20 protein-coding genes are annotated in these 24,389 nt (G+C 67.8%); 5 read left to right on the top strand and 15 right to left on the bottom strand.

The genetic code is table 11. From position 1 onward, the window contains the following. Positions 1-177 precede the first annotated feature (177 nt). The 9 genes from K7W42_RS01695 to K7W42_RS01655 all read right to left on the bottom strand — a co-directional run bounded on the left by K7W42_RS01695 (position 178) and on the right by K7W42_RS01655 (position 8,588). Entirely contained in the window at positions 178-1,950 is a 1,773-nt protein-coding gene (locus tag K7W42_RS01695; RefSeq protein WP_224571671.1) for an ATP-binding protein, read from the bottom strand. Positions 1,951-2,377: 427 nt separating this feature from the next. After that, the gene (locus K7W42_RS01690) at positions 2,378-2,818 is read right to left on the bottom strand and encodes a DUF3293 domain-containing protein (RefSeq protein WP_224571669.1); all 441 of its coding nucleotides are present in this window, start codon (positions 2,816-2,818) and stop codon (positions 2,378-2,380) included. A gap of 90 nt (positions 2,819-2,908) precedes the next feature. Continuing rightward, on the bottom strand, positions 2,909-3,289 hold the full coding sequence (locus tag K7W42_RS01685; RefSeq protein WP_224571667.1) for a hypothetical protein: 381 nt from the start codon (positions 3,287-3,289) through the stop codon (positions 2,909-2,911). Continuing rightward, complete coding sequence (truD, locus tag K7W42_RS01680; protein ID WP_224571665.1) at positions 3,286-4,380, bottom strand: tRNA pseudouridine(13) synthase TruD; 1,095 nt, start codon at positions 4,378-4,380, stop codon at positions 3,286-3,288. The genes K7W42_RS01685 and truD overlap by 4 nt, the downstream gene beginning before the upstream one ends. 315 nt (positions 4,381-4,695) lie before the next feature. Further along, the gene (locus K7W42_RS01675; protein ID WP_224571663.1) at positions 4,696-5,499 is read right to left on the bottom strand and encodes a hypothetical protein; all 804 of its coding nucleotides are present in this window, start codon (positions 5,497-5,499) and stop codon (positions 4,696-4,698) included. Continuing rightward, entirely contained in the window at positions 5,492-6,199 is a 708-nt protein-coding gene (locus K7W42_RS01670) for a MogA/MoaB family molybdenum cofactor biosynthesis protein (RefSeq protein WP_224571661.1), read from the bottom strand. Before K7W42_RS01670 ends, K7W42_RS01675 begins: the two co-directional genes overlap by 8 nt. Positions 6,200-6,230: 31 nt before the next feature. Next, on the bottom strand, positions 6,231-7,127 hold the full coding sequence (locus K7W42_RS01665; RefSeq protein ID WP_224571659.1) for a DciA family protein: 897 nt from the start codon (positions 7,125-7,127) through the stop codon (positions 6,231-6,233). Further along, positions 7,124-8,212, bottom strand: coding sequence for a DNA replication/repair protein RecF (gene recF, locus K7W42_RS01660; RefSeq protein ID WP_224571657.1), 1,089 nt, complete (start codon positions 8,210-8,212; stop codon positions 7,124-7,126). Before recF ends, K7W42_RS01665 begins: the two co-directional genes overlap by 4 nt. Before the next feature lie 217 nt (positions 8,213-8,429). Next, complete coding sequence (locus K7W42_RS01655) at positions 8,430-8,588, bottom strand: hypothetical protein (RefSeq protein WP_224571655.1); 159 nt, start codon at positions 8,586-8,588, stop codon at positions 8,430-8,432. 99 nt (positions 8,589-8,687) lie between these two features. Here K7W42_RS01655 and K7W42_RS01650 point away from each other — a divergent pair, with 99 nt between their 5' ends. Further along, on the top strand, positions 8,688-9,113 hold the full coding sequence (locus K7W42_RS01650) for a PaaI family thioesterase (protein WP_224571653.1): 426 nt from the start codon (positions 8,688-8,690) through the stop codon (positions 9,111-9,113). Between the two features lie 3 nt (positions 9,114-9,116). Continuing rightward, positions 9,117-9,743 (top strand): leucyl/phenylalanyl-tRNA--protein transferase, encoded by a 627-nt coding sequence (gene aat / locus K7W42_RS01645; RefSeq protein ID WP_224571651.1) that lies wholly within the window; start codon positions 9,117-9,119, stop codon positions 9,741-9,743. A 647-nt stretch (positions 9,744-10,390) separates the two neighbouring features. On the opposite strand, the gene K7W42_RS01640 is transcribed toward aat, so the two are convergent. Further along, entirely contained in the window at positions 10,391-12,736 is a 2,346-nt protein-coding gene (locus K7W42_RS01640) for a PAS domain-containing sensor histidine kinase (protein ID WP_224571649.1), read from the bottom strand. 7 nt (positions 12,737-12,743) lie between these two features. Continuing rightward, positions 12,744-14,141: a GGDEF domain-containing response regulator gene (locus K7W42_RS01635; protein WP_157458100.1), complete on the bottom strand. Its 1,398-nt coding sequence runs from the start codon at positions 14,139-14,141 to the stop codon at positions 12,744-12,746. Positions 14,142-14,327: 186 nt separating this feature from the next. On the opposite strand from K7W42_RS01635, the gene serA reads away from it, so the two are divergent. Continuing rightward, a complete protein-coding gene (gene serA / locus K7W42_RS01630; RefSeq protein ID WP_224571648.1) occupies positions 14,328-15,956 on the top strand; it encodes a phosphoglycerate dehydrogenase in 1,629 nt (542 codons plus the stop codon). A 36-nt stretch (positions 15,957-15,992) separates the two neighbouring features. Here the strand turns inward: serA and K7W42_RS01625 are convergent, their stop codons facing one another. The 3 genes from K7W42_RS01625 to K7W42_RS01615 all read right to left on the bottom strand — a co-directional run bounded on the left by K7W42_RS01625 (position 15,993) and on the right by K7W42_RS01615 (position 19,640). Then, entirely contained in the window at positions 15,993-17,318 is a 1,326-nt protein-coding gene (locus K7W42_RS01625) for a WD40 repeat domain-containing protein (protein WP_224571647.1), read from the bottom strand. 55 nt (positions 17,319-17,373) lie between these two features. Beyond that, a complete protein-coding gene (locus tag K7W42_RS01620; RefSeq protein WP_224571646.1) occupies positions 17,374-18,714 on the bottom strand; it encodes an FAD-dependent oxidoreductase in 1,341 nt (446 codons plus the stop codon). A gap of 77 nt (positions 18,715-18,791) precedes the next feature. After that, positions 18,792-19,640 carry a CAP domain-containing protein gene (locus tag K7W42_RS01615; RefSeq protein WP_224571645.1) on the bottom strand — a complete coding sequence of 283 codons (849 nt, stop codon included), beginning with the start codon at positions 19,638-19,640 and terminating at the stop codon, positions 18,792-18,794. 269 nt (positions 19,641-19,909) lie between these two features. On the opposite strand from K7W42_RS01615, the gene K7W42_RS01610 reads away from it, so the two are divergent. Beyond that, positions 19,910-21,067 (top strand): aminotransferase class V-fold PLP-dependent enzyme, encoded by a 1,158-nt coding sequence (locus K7W42_RS01610; protein ID WP_224571644.1) that lies wholly within the window; start codon positions 19,910-19,912, stop codon positions 21,065-21,067. Positions 21,068-21,248: 181 nt separating this feature from the next. Here the strand turns inward: K7W42_RS01610 and K7W42_RS01605 are convergent, their stop codons facing one another. Beyond that, entirely contained in the window at positions 21,249-21,629 is a 381-nt protein-coding gene (locus K7W42_RS01605; protein ID WP_224571643.1) for a hypothetical protein, read from the bottom strand. A 617-nt stretch (positions 21,630-22,246) separates the two neighbouring features. Between K7W42_RS01605 and K7W42_RS01600 the strand changes: the two genes are divergently transcribed. Then, a complete protein-coding gene (locus tag K7W42_RS01600; RefSeq protein WP_224571642.1) occupies positions 22,247-24,061 on the top strand; it encodes a putative bifunctional diguanylate cyclase/phosphodiesterase in 1,815 nt (604 codons plus the stop codon). Positions 24,062-24,389: the final 328 nt, after the last annotated feature.

The raw sequence follows: 24,389 nt of genomic DNA, 5'->3' as shown, positions 1-24,389 counted from the left end.
TGAGGCTCAGCGTACACGCCCGGTTCTAGCCTGTCAATGGAAACAGTTCCATCCTGACTCAAGAGGGTGAGGATGGGCCTGTGCGTCGTGCAAGGATCTGGCCCAGGGCGGTCAGCTCAGCCGAGAGACCCTGTGGTTAGAAGGCTTTTGCCCGCTGGCTTTGCCCAGCTTTTCTGTTCACGAAGTGGCTGGTCGGGGGGCGTCCACCAATTCATAGGCGGCGTCGCGGGTGCCGGTACCTAATTTGCGCAGCAGGCCGCCCTGCACCAGATGCCGCAGGGCGCGCCAGGCCTGCTGGGTGTTCAGACCGCAGGCCTCGCGCACATCGACATTCCTGACTCGGCCCTGCTCGCGGGCCAGGGCCAGGGCCACGGCACGCACTTCGGCGCCCGTGGGGCCACTGGTTTCGCGCGTCAGGCGCACGGGGAGCCGGGGCTCCACAGGGGGGGCTGTTGTTACAGGCGCAACAGGTGGCGGTGCCGGCGGCTCATGGTCCATGCGGCGGTCTGCCGCAGCTGAAGGCCGCGCCGCACGTCCCAGCGCCGCCTGAACCTCGCCGCTCAGGACGTAGGCGATGCCGCGCCCGACCCCGGCTTTCTCAATCAGGCCGTGGTCTTCCATGCCGCGCAGCAGCCGTGGGGTGCGGTCTTCGGGCAGTTGCAGGGCGCGGGCCAGCCAGGCGCGCGTGGCCTCGCCCTCGCGGGCCAGCACCGACAGCACGATCAGCATGTCCAGCGACAGGGTCTGCATGTCTTCCTGCTTACGGGCCACAAAACGCACGAACTCGGCGTCAAAGCCCGGCGAGTGCAGCGACAGGGTCACGGCGTCGGGATAGGTGGTGAACTCGGGCGGCTCTTTGCCGTGCCGCAGCATCAGCGAGTACATCTTGTCCACGCCCACACCCGCACGCTCTACCAGTCCCAGGCGCGACAGCACCTCGGCCAGCAGCGGATTACGCCGCTTGGGCTGGTGACGCAGGATGTTGCCCGGTGTGATCCCGCCCGGCAGCCCGCCTGGATTCATGATGTCCAGGTGGTCGGGAAAATAGTGGACATGCACGGCGTCGCGCAGCGTGTAGTCACGGTGGGTCAGGGCATTGAGCAGCGCCTCGCGGTACACGACCTCGTCCTGTTCCCAGACCTCAATGCGGAAGAGGCCCACCTGCACTGGCGTGAAGCGGTTTCTGGCCTGAATCAGTTCGGCCAGGCGTGTCAGCAGCGCCGGAATGGGCCGCAGCAGGTCCTCCCGGAACTGAAATTCGGGGTCGGAGGTCGCGTGATGGTAAAAGCAGACCTCGGCCTGGGGGACATGCGCCCGCAGCGCCGCCGGGGTGCCGGCCAGCAAAATGGCCGCCAGCGTGGGCCGCAGCGCGCCGCCGCTGGGCACCAGCAGACCTAGTTCGCGCAGAAAGTCCAGGTCAGGGAGGTTGGACGCACTGGCCCGCCGCCCTAGCGCGCGCAGCCGCGCCACCTCGGCGGGGTCCAGGTCGGCCAGCGAGGCGTCGGGCGGCACGACCGCCGTGTAGTCCTGGTCTGCCACCGGCTCGGCGGCCGAGGGCGTGACCGGCACCAGATGCGCGCCGTCCCAGGCGATGACCGAGCCGTCGGGCGCCGCCAGCACATACGGCGCGTGCGGCACGAAAACCATCAGCACCTTCAGGCCGCCGGGCAGACGGTGGTGCTGCACGTTGACAGTCAGGCGGCCTCCCGACAACTCAAAGATGGCGTGGGTGACCATCAGGGGATGCAGTTCGCTGGCGTCGCGCTCAGGGGTGCCAGCATTCAGGACATCTGTGCCCACCAGCACGGTGCCGCCGCGTGCGTTGGCCAGCCCCACGGCGTAGCGGGCCAGCTCCTGCGGGGAGATATTGAGGGGCAGATGGATGCACGTCGGCCCCGCCACGGGCAGCACCCCCAGCGGCGAGATGGCGTCGGTCGCGTCCAGCGTCACAAGCGGGCAGTATACCGCTGGGGCACAAGAAGGTGCCAGAAGCAGAAGGGGTGGCTGGATAACCCGCTTGTTTGGAGAGGCTTTCTAGGTCAATAAAAGACGAGGGTTGCGTAGTCTCGTGGAGAGATGAAGACGGGCTCCAGATCTATGGATATCCGATCTGAACTGAAATCAGATGGGGCCGTACAGCACAGGCTCCGACCTCAGCATTGGCCGAAACGACCGGAATGGGCGAGCGGCGCAGCAGAGCGAAGAGAAGACAACGGGCGTCCCAGCGCAGCGTTAACCAATCAGTTCTCCTTTGATGTGTGGATGGAAGAGGCCGTACCCCGGTCTGCGCTGGCCCACGGCAGTCAACCAGACCCATTAGGGTGTGGGGATGCGCTGCGGGGGCTTCGCAGGACCGGTACAGAGTGGTGCTGGGCCTTCAGGCCCCTGTGGCTTCCAGCTGGGTCCAGGCCCGCTCAACCCGGACCTGATCTCCGTCCAGCCATACCAGCGCGGCGCGTCGGCCCACGCCGTAGACCACAGCCAGTTGCCTGGCAGCGCGGCCCAGGGCGGCGGCCTCGCGCACAGAAAGCCCGCGCAGCACCACACTGGGTTCACGCCACGGACCCTCGCCGTTTACCCCTGGCAGCGGCGCCCACCGCGCGACCTGCCGCCGCAAGGCCGCTTGCGCCGTCTCATTGGCCCGGTTGCTCTGCCGCCTTCCCGCCGGATTCCAGGCGGTCACGATGGCCCAGCGGGTGCCCGGCGTGGCCCAGGTCGGCCAGACCCCGGCTGACTCTCCGTCCAGAGAGACGCGCTGACCCAGTGGGCCATATGCGGCGGCCAGAAAGGCCCGGCGCTGCTGGGCGTCAGGCCTCACAGTGGTCTTGCCCGAAGGTAGGCAAATGCCGTTAAACCCGGATTATTCGTCTTCAAGCCGAGAAACTCAGGAGGGCTCTGGGTGCCCCTCTCAGCGGGCGACCGTGGCCATAACGTTGGTAATTTGCGCGTTGCGGTAGCGCAGCACCAGGCTGACCTTCTGGCCCACCTTGAAGTTGCCGCCCAGCACCACGCGGTAGCCGCTGGACTCGCCCAGCGTCAGCACGCCCTGCACGGGCAGGCCGCTGACCACCTCGCAGCGGGGGGCGCAGCGCAGCATTCGGGCGCGCCCCACGCTGCTCCAGACGCCAGTCAGTTCGTCAGCGCGGGTCACGCTTAGGGCGCCGGTCAGCAGGGCGCCGCCGTGGGTCAGTTTCAGGATCAGGGTGGGGGCAGCGGCCTGCGCGGGCCGCAGGGTGGCCACGCCAGTCAGCACGGCCAGCGCCGTTCGGAGGAGGGCGGCGCGCCTCACGCCACCACCTCTGCACCAGCGTCGTCCAGCAGGGCGTCATCCTCTGGCGTGTCTGGGTGAGCGCCGGGTGCGTCCACGTCGGTCTTCATGATCTCGCGCAGCACGCTGGTGGCAAAGCTGCCGCGCGGCAGGGTAAAGGCCACGGTAAAGCCGTCGGGTTCGGGGTGCGTGGTCGCCTCCTGCAAAAACACGCGCGTCAGGCGGCGGTCGCCCTTGCGGGACAGAAACATCTCAGGGGTCAGGCCCAGGGCGCCCAGCGCGGCCTGTTCCAGTTGTCCGGCCTCGGCCGTCAGGGGCCGCACCTTCTTGCCAAAGAGCGTGCCGGTGGCGCTCACCTCGCCACGTGCGGCGCGTGGGGTTTCCAGGGCGGCGTCCTCCACCAGAAAGACGCCCCCGGTGTCGTGTTTCTTGGCCATATCGCCCGCGAGCAGGGCGTCAAAGACGCCGGCCTCCAGGCGCAGATTGACAAAGGCGTTAAACACCACGCTTTGCAGGGCGGTGGTCAGAAACCGGCGCACCCGTGGGTCACGGACCCGCGACTCGCCGCGCACCACCCGCAGGCCCTCTTCGGCGTTCAGGCCACCCAGCCCAAAGCGCTGCGGCCCAAAGTAATTGGGCACGCCGCGCTGCTCCAGCGTGGCCAGGAGGGCCGCCGCCGCCTCGGCCTGACCCGCCGCCCCGCGCACCCGCACGGTGAAGCGGTTGGCCCGCAGGTGCCCCAGGCCCAGCTTGTTCGTGTGGCGTGTCAGGTTTAGAATCCGCACGCCGTCCAGAGCAAACTGCTCCAGGCGGCCTTCAGCTTTGGCCGGCAGACTGAGCCACTGGGTTGTGACCGCGTGGCGATCTTTGAGACCCGCCACGCCGATATCACGGTCTTTGACCCCCAGTTGCAGGCTCAATTCGCGCAGCACATGGGCGGTGGTGTGCCCGGTTTTTTCCAGCTGCACATACAGAAAGTCGCCCTCGCCCAATAGGGGATAGGCCGGCAGCTCCTCGACCCGGAAGTCGTCCGGTGACTGGCGCAGCAGACCGCCCGTGCCCTTTTCTTCTGTCAGGGCGCGTAGCGCCGACCACTCGAACACCAGACTCACGATAGGTCCACCATAGCCCGCTTCATGAAGAGTGGCGTGAGACGTCCCTCATGTGGAGGGAGAGCAGGGGTGGCTGTTCTACGGACTCGGATTGAACCGTTTGTATAAACGATGAAATTCGAACGAAGTGAGGGGGAGAACAAGCGGGTTCCGGGCGTAGAGTCTGCACAGCGGGTCTTCCCGATTTGTTGGCGTTACGGACAGAATCCGTTGGAGAAGAGTGGCCTGGTCTCCAGACGAAGAAGAGGAGAGCACCCACAGGCGTATTGGTAGTTCTGCGGCCGTCTCGTTCAGGCGCACAGTTGGCTTACATATTCAATTCAGGACACGGTGCTCCGCGTAGGCCGGGGGGGTCCAGTCGGCCCGGAACAGGTGGGTGGCCTGGGTGCGGGCTGGGGCGTACCACACGCGCACCCCTGAATCGTAGACGCTGACAGGCAGCACCGCCTCCTGGCCGGCCGCTAGTTCGGCCAGTGCTTCGCCGGTCTCGGTGCGCACGCGGTACCAGGCATTCACCCCGGCGGGTGACCAGCCGGCCACGCGCAGGCGGCCGCCAGACACGTTGCGCAGGTGCGCGCCCCGCTCGGACAAGGTCACGCTCAGTTCGGGCCAGGGGGGCGTGACCGGCGTCTTCCAGCGCGATCCAAACCCCAGCGGCGCGCGGCTGGCCGGCGCGCGGAACAGCGCTGCGCTCAGCAGGCCCCCTACACTCAGCAGCAGCACCGTGCCCACCACGGCCAGCAGCACGGCGTCGCCGCCGCGCCACGCGCTGACGGTGGCCCCGCCTCCTACCAGCAGCCCCACCAGCGGCCAGCCCGTATCCAGGCGGCGCGTCGCGGGCACAAAGGCCGCGGGCCAGTATTCGGCCAGCAGCAGCAGGGCCGCCCCCAGCCCGAACAGGGCGGGTACATCCAGTACCGGGGCGAGCAGCAGCAGGGCCAGGCCAGGAACCGCCCATAGGGCTGCGCGCGGAATCAGACTGCGGCGCGCCGCCTGCCCAATCCGCAGCAGCCAGTACCCCGCAATCAGGGCCGTAACGAGCAGCAGCGGTGTGGTCAGCTCGCCTGGGGCCAGTAAAGCGGCCAGCTGCTGCACCGGTCCTGAAACCGGCTCAGTCATCGCGGTCGCTCTTGCGGTGCCGGCCCAGGCCAGCGGCGGCGCCGCCCCCGGTGCCGGGCATCGGCACTACTCCCGGGGCTGACAGGCCAGAGAAGCTAGGGCTGGCGGCGCCAGAGGTTGCCAGTCCAGGGGCGGTCAACACGCCGGGCTGGCCCTGGCGCTCCAGTTCGTACACCAGATGCCCAATTTCGTCTTTCAGAATGCCGTCCCAGGCGGTCTGCACGGCGTTGAGGCTGCCGGGCATGGCGAACACGACCGCGCCGCGCACCAGGCCAGCCACCGCCCGCGACAGCATGGCGGCGCCGCCCACCTGCTGGTAGCTGAGCATGCGGAACAGCTCGCCAAAGCCGGGAATGGGTTTGGTGATGATGCTCTCGACCACCGGCACTGTCACGTCGCGCCCTGTAATCCCGGTGCCGCCTGAACACAGCACCACCGCCGCCTCACGCGAAAAGGCCACCAGCGCTGAGCGGATGTCCACGGCGTCATCCCGGACCACCCGGTAATTCACCACTTCATGCCCGCCGGCCTCCAGCTGAGCGCGCAGGTAGGCGCCACTGTCGTCGGTCTCGGGGGTGCGGGTGTCGCTGACGGTCAGCACGGCGGCCCGCACCGTGCGCGGCGCGCGGGCGCGGTGGGACTGTGCGCCGCTCTCGGGCGCGGAAGAGGTGGGCTGCTGCGGGCCGCGAGGCTGGGTCATGCCCACCAGCATAGACCGCCCCTGCCAGCGTTCACGCCCGCCCTTCTTCCCGTCCGGCTGGCCCTGGCCCGGCGTTCAGGACATGGCGCACTGCCTCGGGCAGCGCCGCGCGGTCTGAGCGGCGCAGCGCCGTGCGGGGCCGGCCCAGCGTGAGCGCCAGGTATACGAGCGCCTGCTGCTCCAGAAAGGCGCGGTAGCCGTCTTCTTGTTCAGCGGGTGCCGGGCTGCGCACGCATTCCAGGGCCAGCAGGCTCAGCTGTCCGCGCAGCTGTTCTAGGGCCAGGTGGCGCGCGGCGCTGACGCCACTGTTGCCGATGGTGTCGCGCAGGGCGTCCAGCCGTTCGGGGGCGCGCAGCAGGGCACGCGCGGCGCGGCGCACGTTGGGGTCGGCCAGGGTCAGGTCGCAGGCGCGGCAGGGCTGCTCGCGGCTGGCCTCGCCGCACACTGGGCAGGGGCGCCAGCCCTGTTCCTCGCGCCATTTCCGGGCGCGGGTAATGGCTTCGGCGGCCCGCAGCGCCGCCGGTTTCAGGTCATCGCCCACCCCCTGCACCAGTTGCCGCGCCCGCGCCCGGTCCGGGGCGGGCAGGGGCGGCGGCGTGATGGGGGCCGGTGGCTCGCGCACCGTGCCCACGCTGAAGCGCAGGTCGGTCAGCGGGGTGTCCAGCAGGGGATTCAGGGCCCTGAGAAAGTGGTGGCGCTGCATGCTGAGGTGGTGGGCCGTGGCGCTGTCGCGCACCTCGATAAACAGCACGCTGCCCTGCTGGGTGCGCGGCCGGGTCAGGCGCGCGATGTCTGGACCCACGGCCTGCGGCCACAGCAAGATGGCCTGCGCCCGCTGAATCCCGCGTGCCAGCCGCGCTGTGCCCAGTGTGGCGCCCATCAGGTCCCCTAGGCGCCGTGGGCCGCTCAGGCGCCGCCCGCGCGTCACCGGGTCACCTCGGCCCGCTCGGGGACAGGGGTGTGTTCGGGGGTGGCCTGTTCCGGGGTAAAGCGCCCCGCGTGGGCCCGCATGGTCAGCGCCGCGCCTGGGGCCCGCTCGGTGCCCGTCACGATGGCCTGGGGCACGCTGGCGGCCAGGTCCAGCAAAAAGGCCCGGCGCCCAGGGTCCAGTTCGGCGGAGAAGTCGTCAATCAGCAGGACTGGCCGCTCGCCGTAGCGCTCGGCGAGCAGTTCCAGTTCGGCGCGCCGCAGGGCCAGGGCCACCGTGCGGCCTTCGCCCCGGCTGGCGTATTCGCCCGCCGCCAGCCCGCCCAGGGTCAGCGCGAGGTCGTCGCGGTGGGGGCCAGTGACCGTGGAGCCTCGGCTCAATTCTTCTCCCCGGCGCGCGGCCAGGTCGGCGGCGTAGGTCTCGGGGGTCGTGGATTCCTGCAGGGCCAGGGTCAGGGGTTTGTGGCTGCCCAGCGCCGTATTGGCCTCGGCGGCCAGCTCATTCAGGCGCACCAGGGCGCGGCGGCGCACGGTCATGATCTCGGTGCCCAGGCGCACCAGGGCGTCGTCCCAGACGTGCATGGCCCATTCTTCGCCGCCCCGCAGGGCCGCGTTGCGCTGCGACACGGTGCGGTCGTAGCGCGCCAGATGCTCGGCATAGCGGGCGCTGAGGCGTGACAGCAGGGAATCTAAGTAGCCTCGGCGGCCGGCCGGCGGCCCGAACACCAGTTCGCTGTCCTCCGGGCGAATCCACACGGCGCTGCCGCGCGGCAGGTCGCCGGTGCGGACCCTGACCCCGTCCTGTTTCAGCTGGCGCCGCCCGCGCCCCAGGCCCACCTCCTGCACGCTCAGGCTGCCGCCAGATTCCAGGTCGGCGCGCACGTAGGCCTCGGTTTCGCCGCTCTGGACCAACTGTTCCAGGCGCGTCACGTCCGTCTGCCCGGTCAGGGCCAGAAAGGCCGCTTCCAGCAGATTGGTCTTGCCGGCGCCGTTCTCTCCGAACACGCCCGTCACGCCGGCTGGAAAGCGCAGCGTACAGGGGGCGAGGTTCCGGTAATTCAGGGTGGAGAGCGAGTCCAGACGCACCCTCCCATTCTAGGCGCGTCCGGCAAAGCCACAGCGGCCCCGCTGCCATTGGTGAAGAGAGGTGGCTGTGCCTGGGGAGGCGAGCGGCCTGTCACCTTCATTGACAGGCCGCTCGCGTAAGGCAAGTGCCCTTACTTGGCTTTGTTCAGAATCAGGCTGGTCAGGTCATTACTGGTTTTCATGGAGACCAGCGGGCCAGTCTAGGGCGAGTAGGGTTCTACAATTCCATCTCGCCCGCCAGAATCTGGTCTTTCAGGCGCTGGCCTAGCGCGGGGGAGAGGCGGGCCTTCATGGTGGCTTCGGCGCTGAGAACTGGCCCCGCGCCCAGCGTGATCTTGGCCCAGCCCGAGTCGAATTTGAACAGTCTGATGACCATGATTTGGAGGATTGACCAGTGCAGAGCGCAGGAGCTTGGCCGGTGTCCTTCAAGCAGCCTCCTCATGACCGCGTCTCATCTCGGGGTACGCTGGGCGGCATGTCCGACCTGACGCTGCTGCCCAGCCCAGAAATGCTGAACGCTCTGGGGGCCGATTTCCTGCCAGGCCTGATGGGCATTCGCTTTACCCATGTCGAGCGTGGACTGCTGCGCAGCGAACTGACCGTGCGCCCCAACCTGCTGGCGCCCAACGGCTTTTTGCACGCGGCCACCGTGGTCGCGCTGGCCGATACCACCTGCGGCTACGGCACCCGGTTGCTGCTGCCCGAAGGCGCCAACGGTTTTACTACCATTGAACTGAAGAGTAACCACCTGGGCACCGCCCGCGAGGGCCTGGTGACCTGCGAGGCCCGCTCCGTTCACACCGGGCGCACCACCCAGGTCTGGGACGCCGAAGTGACCGGCTCAGGCGGCAAGCTGATGGCGCTGTTCCGCTGCACCCAGGCTGTGCTGTACCCGCGCTAGGTTGTGCTTGCCGCCTCCTTTTTCCTGCGTCATCCCGACCCCCTGACCCGCGAGGTGGCGCGCGCCTATGCAGGCGGCGCTTTTCTGATGGACAACGGCGACGGCCTTCAGTTTTACACCGTGCCGGAGCGCGCCCTGGTGCCGCTGACCGAAGCGGAGGGCCTGCACGTTCCCCGCCGCCTGCGCCGCGACCTGAAACACTTTGAGCTGCGGCTGAATACGGCCTTTCCCGAGGTGCTGGCCGGCTGCCGGGGCGAATTGCCGGGCAGCCCACCGCGTGACGGCCAGTGGATCAGTGACGATCTGGCGGCCATCTATCTGCAACTGCGCGACACAGGGCTGGCCCACTCCTTTGAGGCGTGGCGCGGCCCTGAGCTGGCCGGCGGAGTGCTGGGGCTGGCGCTGGGTGGCGTCTTTTTTGCCGAAAGCAAGTTTCACCGTGTCACCAACGGGAGCAAGGCGGCTCTGATTGGCTTGGCGGGGCATTTGCACGCGCGCGGTTTTGCGCTGCTGGACGCCCAGATTCAGAATCCGCACCTGGCCACGCTGGGCGTGCGGGAGGTGACTGGGCCGGTCTACCGCGCCCAGTTGAAAGCGGCGCTGGCGCTGAACGTAGGCCTGGAAGGCTAGTGCCTGGGGCTGTACGCGCCGAACCAGACTCTGGGTGGGCCGGTCTTAAACACACCCGGTCATCAAAAGCAAGGCGGGTTTCTGCACGGCTGGCCGCCTAGAGTCTGGCTTACCTCGCCCCCCACATCCAACCGAGGCTGAAGCGGCGCCCTGCGTGCCCCTTCTGGGAGGTTTCTATGTTCAAGAAAGCCGTGATGACCGCTGTGGCAGCCCTGATTCTGGGCAGCACCGTGAGCGCTTCTGTGTACCCCTTTCCTCCGCGTGGCCCCGCTCAGTGCGGCGTCCCTGGCTTTCCCCCCTGCCAGCTGAAATAGAGCCCCCAAGAGGCGTGGTGACACTGAGCGCAGGGCGTGGAAAAGACGGTTATGTCTTTTCCCGCGCTCTGCGTTGTGTGGCTGTTGCTCAGGAGGCTTGAGGGTGTCCTGCCCGAACAGAGCGAGAATCTGTCGGGGGCAGAGGTTTGAGGTGAAGTTGATCGGAGGCTGTGCTTCTGTCGGCGGAATGGACAACCGCTGTCAGGGCGGCGGGTAGTTTCATTCAGGCGTCAACAGCACCCCTCAATTCCATTTCTGCTTCTGCAGCTGCCTCTTACGGCTCCTCACTGCATTCGCTCCAGAGCAGCTAGGGGCCCCTCAGCCGTCCTGCCGTCAGGGCGTGGCTTCGACTGGGGGGCTAATATCGGCGGGCGCTTCTGGTCCCTTGTTGGGAAAACTGACGGTAAAGGTCGTGCCCTGCCCGGCGTGGGTCTGCACACCGATCTCGCCGCCAAAGTGGCCAGTCACGATGTCGTGAATGATAGACAGGCCCAGGCCCGTGCCCTTGCCGACCTCTTTAGTGGTGAACATCGGCTCGAAAATGCGCGGCAGCACGTCTGTGGGAATGCCGCTGCCTGTGTCCTCAACCTGCAAGGTGCGTGCACCCTCCTGCTCGCCAAAGCGTACGGTCACGGTGCCGCCGGGAGGCGTGGCGTGAATGCCGTTGACGACCAGGTTGGTCACAATCTGGGTCAGGCGGCCAGGTTCGCCGTGCAGGGTGACGGCTTCCCTGGGCCGCTCGAAATGCAGCTGAATCTGGGCAGCGCGCGCCTCGTGGGCCAGCATGGCCAGGGTGTCGTCCACGCTGCGCACCGCGTCGAAGTTGTGACGCCCGGTGGCGGCGTCGCGGGTATGAGAGCGGATTTTGCGGATAAAGTCCCCGATGCGTGTGAGGTTGCGCCCCGCCGCGTCCAGCGCCGCGCCCAGTTCGCGGGCGATCTCGCGGTGGTCGTCTGGCGTCACCTCGGGGTGGCCTGCCGAGTCCTGATATTCCTGGGTCAGGCGCGTGGCCTCGTGCAGTTCGTTCATGGTGGCGGCCAGCGGCGTGTTGATTTCATGGGCCAGCCCGGCGGTCAGGCGGCCCAGGCCCGCCAGCTTCTCGCTGGCCAGCAGCCGCGTCTGACTGGATTGCAGCGCCGCTTCGGCGTCCCGCCGCGCCGAGATGTCGCGTTCCACGCTCAGGAGCATCTCGCGCCCACCTAGGGTCACCAGCGCCAGATTGATCTCGACAGGGTAGATGCTGCCGTCCTTGCGCAGATGTTCGGCGTCAAAGTACAGCCGCCCGGTTTCACGGACGCGCTGCCGGAAGCTTTCGTTGGCGGCGTGGTCGGCCAGCAGCGCTGCGCCGCCGGGCAGCGAGAGGTAGGTGCTCTGGCCCGTCAGTTCCTCCCGCGTGTAACCCCGCATCCGGGCCGCAACCTCATTGCACTGCACAATCGGCATGTCCCCGGCGAAGTCCACCAGCAAGATGGCGTCGGGCGAGGCTTCGAACAGCGCCGCGAAGGTCTTCTGGCTGTCTTGCAGCGCCTGCTCCGACTCGACCCGCTCGGTCACGTCGCGCGAGTTCATGACCATGCCGCGAATGTGCGGGTCGTCCAGCTGGTTGGTCGCCACCCATTCCAGGTAACGGTACTGCCCGTCCCGGCGCCGAAAGCGGCTGGTCAGGCGGGCGGTCGCGCCGGGGCCGCCGAAGACCGCCTTGGCAAACTCGGCGCGAATGGCGTCGTGTTCGTCGGGGTGCATATGGTCCAGCACCTGCTCGCCGCGCACCGCCTCGCCGTCGTGGCCCAGCACCTCGCTCATGGCTGGGCTGGCGTAGATCAGCTCTCCATCTGGACGCACCACCGTCAGCAGGTCGTGACTGTGCTGAACGAGGGCCCGGAACCGCCGCTCGCTGGCTTTCAGCTGGGTCTCGGCTTTCAGACGCTCGGTCACGTCTTCCACCGTCAGCAGGCTGGTGCCGGCCTGGGCGTCCAGCGGCTCGGCCGACAGCCGCACGTCGCGCACCTCGGCCGGTGACTCTGGGCCAGCCTGGCGCTGCCAGCGCGCGGGCAGGTCGTGGGCGGCCTGGCCACCCGTCAGCGCGGCGCGCAGGGCCTCCTGATCCTGTGACTCGGTCCACAGCGGCTGGCCGTGCGGCCCGGCGCCGTAGAGGTCCGCCAGCGGCCCGCCCACCACCGCCCAGAAGGCCGGGTTGGCCTGCTGCACCTGCCCCGACGCCGTGTCAATCAGCGCCAGGCCCACCGGGCTGGTCTGGAAGACCTGCTCAAAGCGGTCACGGGCGGCGCGCAGGGCGCCCTGCTGCTCGCGCTCGGCCGTCACGTCCAGCATGACGCCGCCCAGCGCGACCAGTTGCCCACCTTCCATCACGGGCGTCATCAGGTCGCGCAGCCACAGCACGCGGCCATCGGCGGCAAAGAAGCGGTATTCCAGCGACAGGGCCTCGCCACTGTGCATGCTCCGTGCGTGGGCCTGCATCACCTGCACCCGGTCCTCGGGGTGCAGGTGGGCCTCCCAGAAACCCGGCGTGGTCAGCCACTGCTGCGGCGTAAAGCCCGTCATGGCCGTCAGCCGCTCTGAGACAAAGGTGGCGTTGCGGGTCTGGGGGTCAGCCTGCCACACGACCCCCTGCACCAGCCCGGCCAGGCGAGCCAGAGTCCGCTGCTCCTCTAGAGGCATCTTCGGCCTACCCCTGGGCGGCCAGGGCGTGTGCGGGCGCGACCTGCACCCGGTTACGGCCCGCGCCCTTGGCGGCGTACAGCGCCTCATCGGTCTGGCTGAGCAGCCGGGGCGCGCTCAATGAACCTGGGCCGCCGGGGTCGGTCGCCACGCCAATGCTGGCCGTGACCCGCACCTCCTGGCCGTCCCAGGGCAGGCGCAGCGCCGCGATGTGTTCGCGCAGGCGCTCGGCCAGAATCCGCGCGCCCTCGGGGCCGGTGTGCGGCAGGAGTACTGCCAGTTCCTCGCCGCCGTACCGTCCGGCCAGGTCGGTGGCGCGCACCTGCTCGCGCAGCGCCGCGCCCAGCAGCCGCAGCAGCGCGTCGCCGGCCAGGTGGCCGTAGGTGTCGTTCACACGCTTGAAATGGTCCACGTCGATCAGCAGGATGCTGGTCGGGTGCGCGTGGCGCGCGCCCAGCCGCAGCGCCTCGTCTAGGCGCCCGGCCCAGGCGCGGCGGTTCATCAGGCCGGTCAGGTCGTCGGTGGTCGCCAGTTCAAACAGCTGCACGTTCTGAATGGCCACCGCTGCCTGCGCGGCAAAGACTTCTAACAGGGTCAGGTCGGCGGCCGCTGCCGCTGGCGGTTCCAGGTCCACCAGCACCACGCCCACGTTGCGGTCACCCGCTTGTAGCGGCAGGGCCGTCAGCGGCGTGCGGCTGGGTTTGCCACGGCGGGCGGCCTCGGCCACGGCGGCGCGCTCAAAGTCGGTCAGGTCGGGCCACTGGCGGCCCTCGAAGCGGCCGGTGGCCACCCGCACCTCAAAGGTCTGGGCTGGGGCCGCGCTCAGGGCGGGGTCGCGGCCATCCGGCAGCACCGCCACGCAGGCCCCAGAGAAGCCCAGAATGCCCTGCAACTGCAGCAGAATCCCGCGCAGCAGGTCGTCCAGAGACTGCAGGCGGTGCAGCTGCGGCGCCGCCTGGAGAATGTGGTTCAGGCCGTCGCGCGACGCCGTGATGGCCCGCATGTGGCGGTGCGCTTTCAGGGCGGCGTCCACCCACACCAGCAGCTTGTCGGGGCCTTCGGATTTGTCGTGGTAGCCCTGAATATCAAGGTCGCGCAGCATATCGCGGGGGGGGCGCTCTGAAGCGTAGCCGGTTTGCAGCACCACCTGAAGGCCGTATCCGCGCGCCCGCAACTCGCGCACCACGTCCTCACCCGTCATGCCGGCCATGAAGTAATCCAGCAGCATCAGGTGAATGTCGTGCTGCGCGACCAGCCGCAGGGCCTCCTCGCCGCTCTCGGCGCTCAGGACCTCGTGGCCGCAGCTGCGCAGCAGGCGCTCGACGGTGGCGCGCAGCTCGGCGTCGTCGTCAACCACCAGCACCGTGTGGCCCGTGCTGGCCTGCGCGCGGCTCAGGCGGGCCACAGGGACCACCGGGGGGAAAGGACGCTTTGCATGGGCCCATGCTAGGGCGCGAACTCTGGCACGGTTCTTGCAAGCCGCTGGGTCAGAGGAAGGTGAAGCCCGGGCGGTTCCCGGCCGCGGGCTGCTGGCCGTCTCCCCCTAGCCAATTGCTGCGCGCGCGCCCGCCCGGCCCGTACCCTGAGGGGCATGACCGCCGCTGCTCCTGTCCAGGCCCAAGAGGGCCGCGCTTCGCCCCTGCGCGTCCTCATTTGCGACGAGATGAACCCCGGCGAGCTGCAGCACGAGGGCTTTGAGATTGACTACGCCGGCAACATGCCCCGCGAGGAGACCCTGCGCCGTCTCCCCAGTTACGACGCCCTGATTACCCGCAGCCGCACCCGCGTGGACCGCGAACTGATTGACGCGGCTGGCCCCCGCCTGCGCGTGATTGGGCGCGGCGGGGTGGGCGTGGACAACATTGACCTGGACTACGCCAGCCTCAGGGGCCTGCTGATTCTGAATGCGCCGGAGAGCAACAACGTCTCGGCGGCCGAGCTGGCGGTCATGCACCTGATGGCCGCCGCGCGCGGCCTGACCCGCAGCGACCGCAAGACGCGGGCCGGCGAGTGGGACCGCAAGTACCTGGGCCTGGAACTGAAAGACAGAACGCTGGGCATCGTGGGTCTGGGGCGCATCGGCTCGATTGTGGCCGACCGCGCCCAGGGCCTGCGGATGAACGTGGTGGCCTACGACCCCTACGTGCCCGACAGCAAGTTCGAGCGCCTGGGGATTGCGCGCGCCGCCACACTGGACGAGCTGCTGGCGCAGGTGGACGCCCTGACCGTCCATACCCCCCTGACCGAGGAAACGCGCGGCATGATTGGCGCCGCCCAACTGGCGCGCCTGCGGCCCGGCGCCATTGCCGTGAACGCGGCGCGCGGCGGCATCATCGAGGAAGCGGCGCTGGTGGAGGCCCTGAAGTCAGGCCAGCTGTTCGCCGCTGGTGTGGACGTCTTCGAGGAAGAGCCCCCAGCCCCGGACCACCCCTTCCTGAGCGCGCCCAACCTGGGCATCACGGCCCACCTGGGGGCCAACACCGCTGAGGCCCAGGAGCGGGTGGGCGCCGAGATTGTCTCGCGGGTGCTGGCCGCCCTTCAGGGAGACGTGAGTAAGGGTGCCGTCAATGCGCCGGCCCTGGACGCCAAGACGCTGGAAGCCCTGGGCGGTTACCTGCAACTAGGGGAGAAGTTGGGACGGATTCTGGCCCAGCTCCTGCCCGGCGCGCATGACCTGGAAGTGACGTTCCGGGGCGAGTTCCCCGCTGACCCCGCCCCCGTGGTGACCAGTGTGCTGGTGGGCTACCTGTCGGGGCGCACCGACGAGACCCCCAATATGATTAACGCCCGCGCCCTGGCCAAGGAGCGCGGCCTGAATCTGGCGGTCCGGGAAGAGACAGACAGCCCCGACTACCAGACCGAGGTGGTGGTCAAGGTCAGAAGTGGCGGCGGCCAGGAAAAGGAGCGCACCCGCACGGTGGGCGGCACCGTGTTTGGCCGCAGCCCCCGCCTGACCCGCCTGCGCGACTTCCGGGTGGAACTGGAGCCCGAAGGCTACATTCTGATTGCCAGCAACCAGGACAAGCCCGGCGCGGTGGCCCAGCTCTCGGCGCTGCTGGGCGGCTGGGGCGTCAACATCGCCGGAATGGCCCTGGGCCGCGCCCAGAAGGGCGGTCAGGCCCTGTTTACCCTGACCCTGGACGACAGCCTGAGCGCTGAGCAACTGGCCCAGGTGCGGGCGCTGGCGGTGATTGACAGCGCGTATCTGGTGCGGGCCTAGAGGCTGAACCAGCACGCAGCCTGGAGAAGCGTGCGCTCAGGGTAAACAGGTGGGCAGCGCAGTCAGGGTCCCGGTGGCCCGGTTCATGGTCAGCTGCTCGCCGGGGTTCAGGGTCAGGACTGAGGCGGCCACCGCTGTCCCCACCTGCCATTCCAGCACCTGAACCCTGCGCAGCCTGGGGGTCTGGACCAGAATCAGCACGCTGTCGGGGTGCCGGCCAGGCAGCAGGGCGGCCGGGCTGTTCTTGAGGTCCAGGGGCTGATCAACGGTCCCGGTGTGGTCGGCCTTTCTGGCAATGGCGGCGCTGGCGTCCTGCGCGCGGTAAGCGCTGAGCTTCCCGGACTCTTCCAGGGTGACGGCCCAGAGGCCGTCGGGGGTCAGGGTGTCGGCGCTGACCGCCATGCTATTGAGGGTGCGCGTGATCTTGCCGGTGGCCGCGTCAATCACCCGCAGCGGTTGATGGCGCGAGCCGGTCTGAATAAAGCGGCTCGCCCCGCCGCCGATCAGCGCGAAGCCGCCCCAGCCCGGCTGACTCCATTCGCGCCGCACCTGCCCCGAGGCAGTGTCCAGCAGGGTGTAGGTGCCGGCGAAGTCCTGGGCCAGCAGGCTCTGGCTGTCGCCGGCGAAGCTGAGCGATGAGGTGCCGTTGGGCCGGGACAGGCGGTGCAGGGTCTCGCCACTGCTGGTGCTCAGCACAAAGATGACTGGCCGGGGATCAAAGCCGCTGACGGCCAGCAGGCGGCCGTCCGGGCTGACGGCAGGCTCGCCCAGCGACCCGAGGGCCAGCTGCCGCTGCCAGGCGCCCTGGTCGGCGCTGCACCAGGCCAGCAGGCCAGTGGCGCTGGCCACTGGCGCGGCGGCCTCTGCCCCCTGATGAACGCTCAGCAGCGGGGCAAAGGTGGCGGCCGAGTCCGCTGCTGGCTCGGTCTGACACACATTCAGGCGCAGCGCCCCAGAGCCCCACTGCAACCAGCCAAAGGTGGCGGCGCGGCGAAAAAGAAAGCCCCGGCCGTCATCTCCCAGGCCCACCACGCCCGGCAGGTCAAAGAGGGCGGCGCGCAGGGCCGCGAAATCAGAAAACACGGCGGGCGCGTGGTACACCTCGGCGTCCTGGCAGTGCAGGCCGTAAAAGGCGGGCCCTTCATCAAAGGTCAGCGCCTGCTGCTCGCTGCCCAGCAGCGCGGGGTCTTTCAGGCGCAGGCTGCCCGGCCAGAGGTTCAGGCCCAGCGACTCGACCCGCAGCGCCGCTTCATAGCTGCCTGCAGGCAACCCCAGGCTGGCGGCCAGGCGGTCTTCGGGCTGGGAGAGCCCAGCCAAGGCGGAACTGGTCAGCAGAGCGGCGAGGATGAGGCAGCGCAACACGCCCGGTAGTGTTGCACGCGGGCGCGCGCGGGCCGTCCGCACATCGGCTCTGGACCTACAGCACCCTATGCAGCCGGTCGGCCGCCACCAGCAGCACGTCCCAGACGCTGCTAAACGGCGGGGCATACGCCAGGTCGGCGTCAAAGAGCTGCTGCGCGGTGCCGCGTGAATGCAGCAGGGTCGAGACCACATCCACCCGCTTCACGCTCTCGTGGTTCTGGCCGATCAGCTGGGCGCCCAACAGGCGGCCCGTTCCCTGTTCCCCCGTCAGGCGCACATGAATGGGTTTGGCCCCCGAGTAGTAGCCCGCGTAGTCGGTGCTGGTCACGTCCACGCTGGTCGCCTTCAGGCCCAGGTCCTCGGCCTGCGCCTGGGTGAGGCCGGTGCGGGCCACGCCCAGCCCAAAGGTTTTGAAGATCCCGGTGCCCACCACCCCCGGAAACCGGGCGTCGCCGCCCGCCATGTTGACCCCGGCCACGCGCCCCATGCGGTTGGCGGTCAGGCCCAGCGGGATGTGCACCCGCCGCCGCGTGACCCGGTGCAGCGCCTCGGCGTTGTCGCCGGCCGCGTAGACACCGGGCACGCCGGTTTCCTGCTTCAGATTGACTGCGACGGCGCCGGTCTTGCCCAGCCGCGCTCCGGCGGCCTTGGCCAGGGCCACATTGGGTTTGACCCCCACCGCCACCACCACCACGTCGGCGCGCACCAGGCCGCGGTCGGTTTGCACGCCGCTGACGCGCCCCTGGCCCGTCAGACCCTGGACGGTCACGCCGCAGCGCACGTCCACGCCGTTCCGTTCCAGTTCGGCGCGCACCTGCCGCTGCAGCCCGGTGTCCAGCATGCGCCCCGCCACCTCCGGGTCGCGTTCCAGCAGCACCACGCTGAGTCCACGGCAGCGCAGGGCCTCGGCCAGTTCCAGGCCGATGTAGCCGCCGCCCACCACGCAGGCCCGTTTGGCGCCTTTCAGGCTGGCCTCCAGCGCCTGCCCGTCAGGAATGTCCCGCAGCACATGCACGCCGCCCAGGGGCGTGCTGGCCCAGTCCGGGCGAATGGGGGAGACCCCGGTGGCAATCAGCAGGCGGTCGTAGGGCTCGGTGACACTGCGCCCCGAGGCGCGGTCGGCCACGGTCACCGTGGCGGCGCTGGCGTCTATCCCTGTCACCTCGTGCCCGGTGCGCACCGCAATGCCCCGGCCCCGCAGCTGCTCGGGGGTGCGGGCGATCAGCTTGTCAAAGTGCGCCACCTGGCCGCCAATCACGTAGGGCAGGCCGCAGGCGCCGTAGCTCACTTCGCGGCCCCGGTCAAAGACCACCACCTCGGCCTGTGGGTCAAAGCGGCGGGCCCGGCTGGCGGCGCTCATGCCGGCGGCCACGCCCCCCACAATCACGATTCGCATAGGGGCAGCCTAAGGGGCCATTGTGCCGGTGCCCGCCCAGCGCAGGAAACGGTGAAGACGGGCCTCACGGCGCCAGGCTACCGCCCAAACGTCTGCACCCAGTAGGTGCTGAAGGTGGTGTCCGGCGTGCCGTTGCCCAGCCCGGCCCCAAAGCTGACCCATTCGGGGTTCATCAGCACCCGGCAGTGGCCGGGGCTGTCGAGCAGGGTGCGCAGCGCCTCTTCGGGGGTCAGCGCGTTGTAGGCGGCGTTCTCGCCCACCTGGGTCCCCTGATAGCCGCTGGCCAGAGCGCGCTCTGGCGGCTCGCTGCCGGTGACGGGATTGATGTGCCCGCGAAAGTTCAGGCGAATCATATCGTCCACCTGGGTCTGCGCGGCCTGCGCCAGGGCGCTGTTCCAGACCAGGGGCCGCGCCGGGGCAAACAGGGTGTCGCCGCAGCGCTGGCCCTGGCGCCGCGCCTCGTTGGTCAGGGCCAGAAAGGGGGTCAGCCATGTTCCCGCCTGCGCGCTGTCCAGCTGCGCGGGCTGCACATACACCAGCGCCGCGCGCCCCCCCTGCACCGAGACCCCGTAGCGGGTAAAGCCGGCCCGGTGGGCACACTGCCCGGACAGCGCCCCAGCCACGGCGCCCGCTTTGCCCAGTTTGGGCAGGACAAAGGAGCTAAAGCGCTTGGCGGGGTAGCCCGCCTGCTGCAGTTCGGTCTTCAGGACAAAGCCGCGCAGCACCTGGCCCGCCACCCGGTCCAGCGTGCCGTCGCGCTGCGTCGCCTGACCACAGCCTAGAAAATCGGCCTCGACCAGCCCAGCAAACTGGCCCGCCTCGGTCACCGGTTGGTCCGAGGCCAGCAGGGCGGTTTGCGCGCCCACACCCCCCAGCAGCAGGGGCAGGGCGGCCAGCCAGCGGCACCAGGCAGAGGGCAGTGTCATATGAACAGTTCATCAACTTCTGGCCACACTTCACTCACAAACCGGAGGATTGATGTGCAGTTTCCGTCAGTTGAACGGCAGCCCTGATTCTGAGGAACGCCGGAGAGAGGCAGGCTGATGACATACCATCGCAGCCTCTCTTGCTGGTGCTTCTCGCTTGGCTGCGTCACGCTGCAAACGAGTTCGGAGTCTGCTGCGATTCCTTCTGTGCCGGCCTCACTTGCACAAGGTTTACGGTGCGCCTCAGCCCAGCCTCTACCATGCGGGGCATGACACCCCCCTACGCGGCCCACACACCTTTGAACCGAGAGCGCCTGATTGCCCCCGGCCCGGTGGAGGTCGCGCCCGAAGTGCTGGCGCAACTGGCCCAGCCGCAGATGCACCACCGCGCCCAGGCCGGCATTGACAAGCTGATGGAGGCCCGCGCCGGATTGTCGCAGCTGCTGGGCGATCCCTACGACGCCGTAATCACCACCAGCAGCGGCACCGGGGCCTTTGAGGGCGCCCTGGTCAGCACCACGCCCCCCGGCGCCCGGGTGGTCAATGCCCAGGCCGGCAAATTCAGCGAGCGCTGGGGCGAGATGGCCAGCCGCTTTGGCTACCGCACCGAACTGGTGGCGCGGCCCTGGGGGGACGTGCTGGACCCGGATGAGGTCGCCAGCGCCGCACGGGACGCCCACACCTTACTTGTGACCCACAGCGAGACCAGTACAGGCGCCCTGCACGACCTGGAAGCTATTGCCCGCGCGGCCAAGGCCCAGAATCCAGACCTCATCATCATTGCCGACTGCATCACGTCCTACGGGGTGGCCGAGTTGCGCCCGGCCGCGTGGGGCGTGGACGTGGTGGTCTCGGGCAGTCAGAAGGGCACGGCCACCCCGCCGGGCCTGGGCTTCGTGCTCTTCAGTCCCGAGGTGGAGACCCGCATGATTCAGAACCCAGAACGCGGGTTTTACCTGGACATGACCCGTGAACTGGCGGGCCAGAAGGCCGGCAACACGCCGCAGACCCCGGCCATCAACCTGATCTACGCGCTGTCGGCGGCCCTGGACCGCCTGCTGCGCGTGCCCCTGGAGGTGCTCTGGGCCGAGCAGCGCCGCAAGACCGACGCCCTGATTGCGGCGGGCACCGCCCTGGGTGCCCCTGCCTGGGCCGCGCGCACCAGCCCGGCTGTGGCGGTGCTGACCCCACCCGCGCCGCTGACTGGCCGGCAGGTGGCGGGGCAACTGGCCCGCATGGGTCAGCGCGCCTTGCCGGGCCAGGCGCCCCACGAAGACACCGTGTTCCGGGTGAGCACGATGGGCTACGCCGACCGTTACGACGCCCTGGGGATCGCCGGAATTCTGGAGGACTGCTTTGCGGCGCTGGGCGCATCCTTTGATCGGGGCGCTGCCGTGCAGGCCGCCTGGCAGGCGCTGGCCGACTGATTCTGGTTCATCCTGGCACGCGGTGGAGGAGACTCCGCCGCGGTTTTTCTGGGGTGAGTCCACCGGTCTCTGTCTAATTTGAGGACAGTAAAGCGCCAGGGGCCTGTCCCCTGATTCACACAACACATGCTGGCCTGCACAGGGTGTTACGACTTTTAAAGCTCAATCTGCTGCGCAGCCGTCAGCTCTGATCCCAGGCGTCAATCGTAAGGAGCATGTCGGGTGGGCAGGCGTCTATCCGGTCTCGTTGGAACTGCACCACCTTGAGCCAGGCGGGTGGCTGGGCATATTCCTCGCCCTCGTCCACGCCGAAGACCCAGAGGCCTGCATTGGCCGGCCGAATGTCGCCGCTGATGAGTAGGGGCAGCACGTCCCCAGCCTGGGCTGTATACCGGGTGGGATAGCCGTCAAAGCGCAGTTGGGTGGCTTTGCCAAGCGTGACCAGGTCATCAAGCCACGATAGGCCGCCCAGCCCCGCTTCCCAGTGGGCCAGTAGGAAAGGTAAGGAATCTGGGCTGTGGCGGGCCACCTGATCGGGTGGGGCCTGATAGACGGAGATCATCCAGCCGAGCATGGTGCACTCTACCGGGCTGGCCATCTGGGCGGTGCGAGGAACACCAACTACGCTCCTTCAGCCCGAAGGGAAGGGCATCAAGCGTAGGCCGGGTCACATCCCACACCCCGCCAGAGGCGCTCATGCCACCTGACCTTGTGCACCCTCAGAACAGTTCCGCTGACCAGCCGCTGGGCCCTAAGCCGCCTCAACGGTATTTAGGTGGGTCTGTGCGCGACAAGCCGACCCTACCCCTGACTCGGCAGTGCTGTAGCCGCCAGGCTGGACGTGTGTGTGACCCATCTGCACCGGAATAAGGGGCGGCATGTGACCTTACGCTGGGATGCTGAGCAACATGGTGTCGTGACGCCAGCGCCCTATTTATCGCGTTTTTCCGTTTGAGGTTCCAGTAGGGCGTGCCGTCAAGCTGCGCAGACATGGCTTCAGAGACATTACCTGGCGAAGAGCCGAGATCTGTGCAACTTATAGGACCATCTTCGGGCTTGTTGGTCCTACAGCTGGGAGGCGTGATTCCTCCTGCAGCTCATCCAGTCGGCCTTTCTCTACACTTCACCCTCGGCAGTTGACCTGTGTGCAAAGACGCCGAGTGCTACACCTGCGTCATCATGCCGCCCCCTGACCCTTCAGATGACCAGGATCGCCTGGCACATCTTTACCGCTATCTGGTGCTCGACACGCCACCTGAAGCAGAATTTGACCGCATCACCCGCTTTGTCAAACAACTCCTGAATGTGCCGGTTGTCATCGTCAATCTCATTGCCGCTCGGCGCACCTGGCTCAAATCGAGTGTCGGCACCAATATCCACGAGATGGACCGGGCCAGCGTCTGTTGCGGAGAAGCCGTCGAGCAAGCGGGGGTCTTCGTGGTTGAGGATCTGCAGGCCCTCCCCCGCTTTCAGAATGACCCGATGGTGAAGTTTCATGGCGCCCGGTCCTACGCGGGCGCACCGCTCACCACCCCAGACGGCTTCAACATAGGTGTCTTGGCAGTCTACGATCATCAGCCGCGGGTCTTCACCATTGAAGAGCAGACCCTCCTTCAGGATCTCGCAGCCATCGTGATTGACGAACTGGAGCTGCGCCTGATGATTCTCCACCTGCAAGAAGCGCAGGTCCGCAGTGAGTTCCAGGCCCGTCATGATGCCCTGACTGGCTTACCCAATCGAATGCTGCTGCTGGACCGTGCTGAGCAAGCCCTCCTGCACGCGCAGCCATATGGCACGTCCGTCGGCATGTTGGTGCTTGACCTGGACGGGTTCAAGATGGTCAACGATTCGCTCGGTCACGCGGCCGGCGATGAACTCCTTAGAGCGGTTGGCACCCGCGTCTGTACTGTTCTCCGGTCTCAAGACACGGTGGCCCGGTTTGGGGGCGATGAGTTCGTGGTCTTGCTGCCGGACCTGCATGACGCGCTGGACGCGGCGCGGGTGGCCCAGAACATTCAGGACATCCTTGCCCAGCCATTTGCGGTGAAGGGGGTGATGCTCTACCTGCGGTGCAGTGTGGGGATCAGTCTCTATCCCGCAGATGGACGGGATGCCGAGGCCCTGCTGCTCGCGGCGGATACAGCGATGTACCAGGCCAAAGCCGCTGGGAAAGGGCAATACTGCTTTTATGCCGAGGATATGACCCGGGCCGCGCAGGCGAAACTCTACCTGCGGAGTCAGTTGTCGCAGGCGGTCGAGACCGGCGAGTTCGAGTTGCATTATCAGCCTCAGATGGAGTTGAAGACGGGCGCCATGATCGGGATGGAGGCGCTCGTGAGATGGCGTCAGGCTGACGGCCGACTGATTCCGCCTGATGCGTTCATTCCCTTGGCAGAGGAGACAGGTTTAATTGTGCCGCTCGGGACCTGGGTGCTGCGTGAGGCCTGTGCGCAGGCGGTGAGGTGGCAGGCGCTGGGAGCCCCGAAACTGAAGGTGTCCGTGAATGTATCGGTGCGGCAATGGGAAGAACCCAGCTTCGTGCCTCTCGTTGAGCAGGTGCTGCTAGAGACAAACTTGCCGCCTTGCCGGCTGGTGTTGGAAATCACGGAGAGTGTGCTGCTCTCGGAGCCCCAGAACGCCCGCATTCAGGCCGAACAATTGGCTTCTTTGGGGGTGCAGGTGGCACTGGACGATTACGGAACGGGGTACTCGAACCTCAGTCAGCTCCAGCATCTGCGGATCGGCCAGTTAAAACTCGACCGGTCTTTCGTGCGGCCGTTGCCAGGGGACTTGAAAGATCAGGCGTTGGTGCAGAGTGCTTTGACGCTTGGGCATGCCCTGAATGCGGCCGTAGTAGCAGAAGGGATTGAGACAGATGTGCAGCGTCAGCTGTTGTGCGATCTGGGCTGTCCCGTGGGCCAGGGCTACTTTCTGGGCCGACCGGTCCTCGCCGCAGATTTTGAGCAGCAGTATCTCCACAGGCCGTCAAACTGATCCACCGATATGCATTTCGCGTGTGGGCACGCAGGGCAGCGTGACCGGCGAAGATCAAGTTGAACAAATTGCGGCGGTTGAAAAAGTTCTAGAAGTGCGCCTTCTTGGTGCCCGCCGGCTCGTGAGGCAGGTTCAACAGAGCTTGCCTTTGACGAGACGGACGGAATCTTGGTTACAGTGACCTCTTCAGAGGCAAGAGCAGTTCTGTCCTCTTTGAAAAGAATCATACGTGACCTCCGACTTGGTCACCGATCCAGGAGGTTGGTCGCAGTCCACGAACTTTCTGTGCCTGCACATGCGACCTCGACCCGTAAGCCCTCTGACCTAT

This window comes from Deinococcus betulae (genome assembly GCF_020166395.1).
GTDB lineage: Bacteria > Deinococcota > Deinococci > Deinococcales > Deinococcaceae > Deinococcus > Deinococcus betulae.
This window is presented reverse-complemented; position numbering and strand designations above follow the sequence as displayed.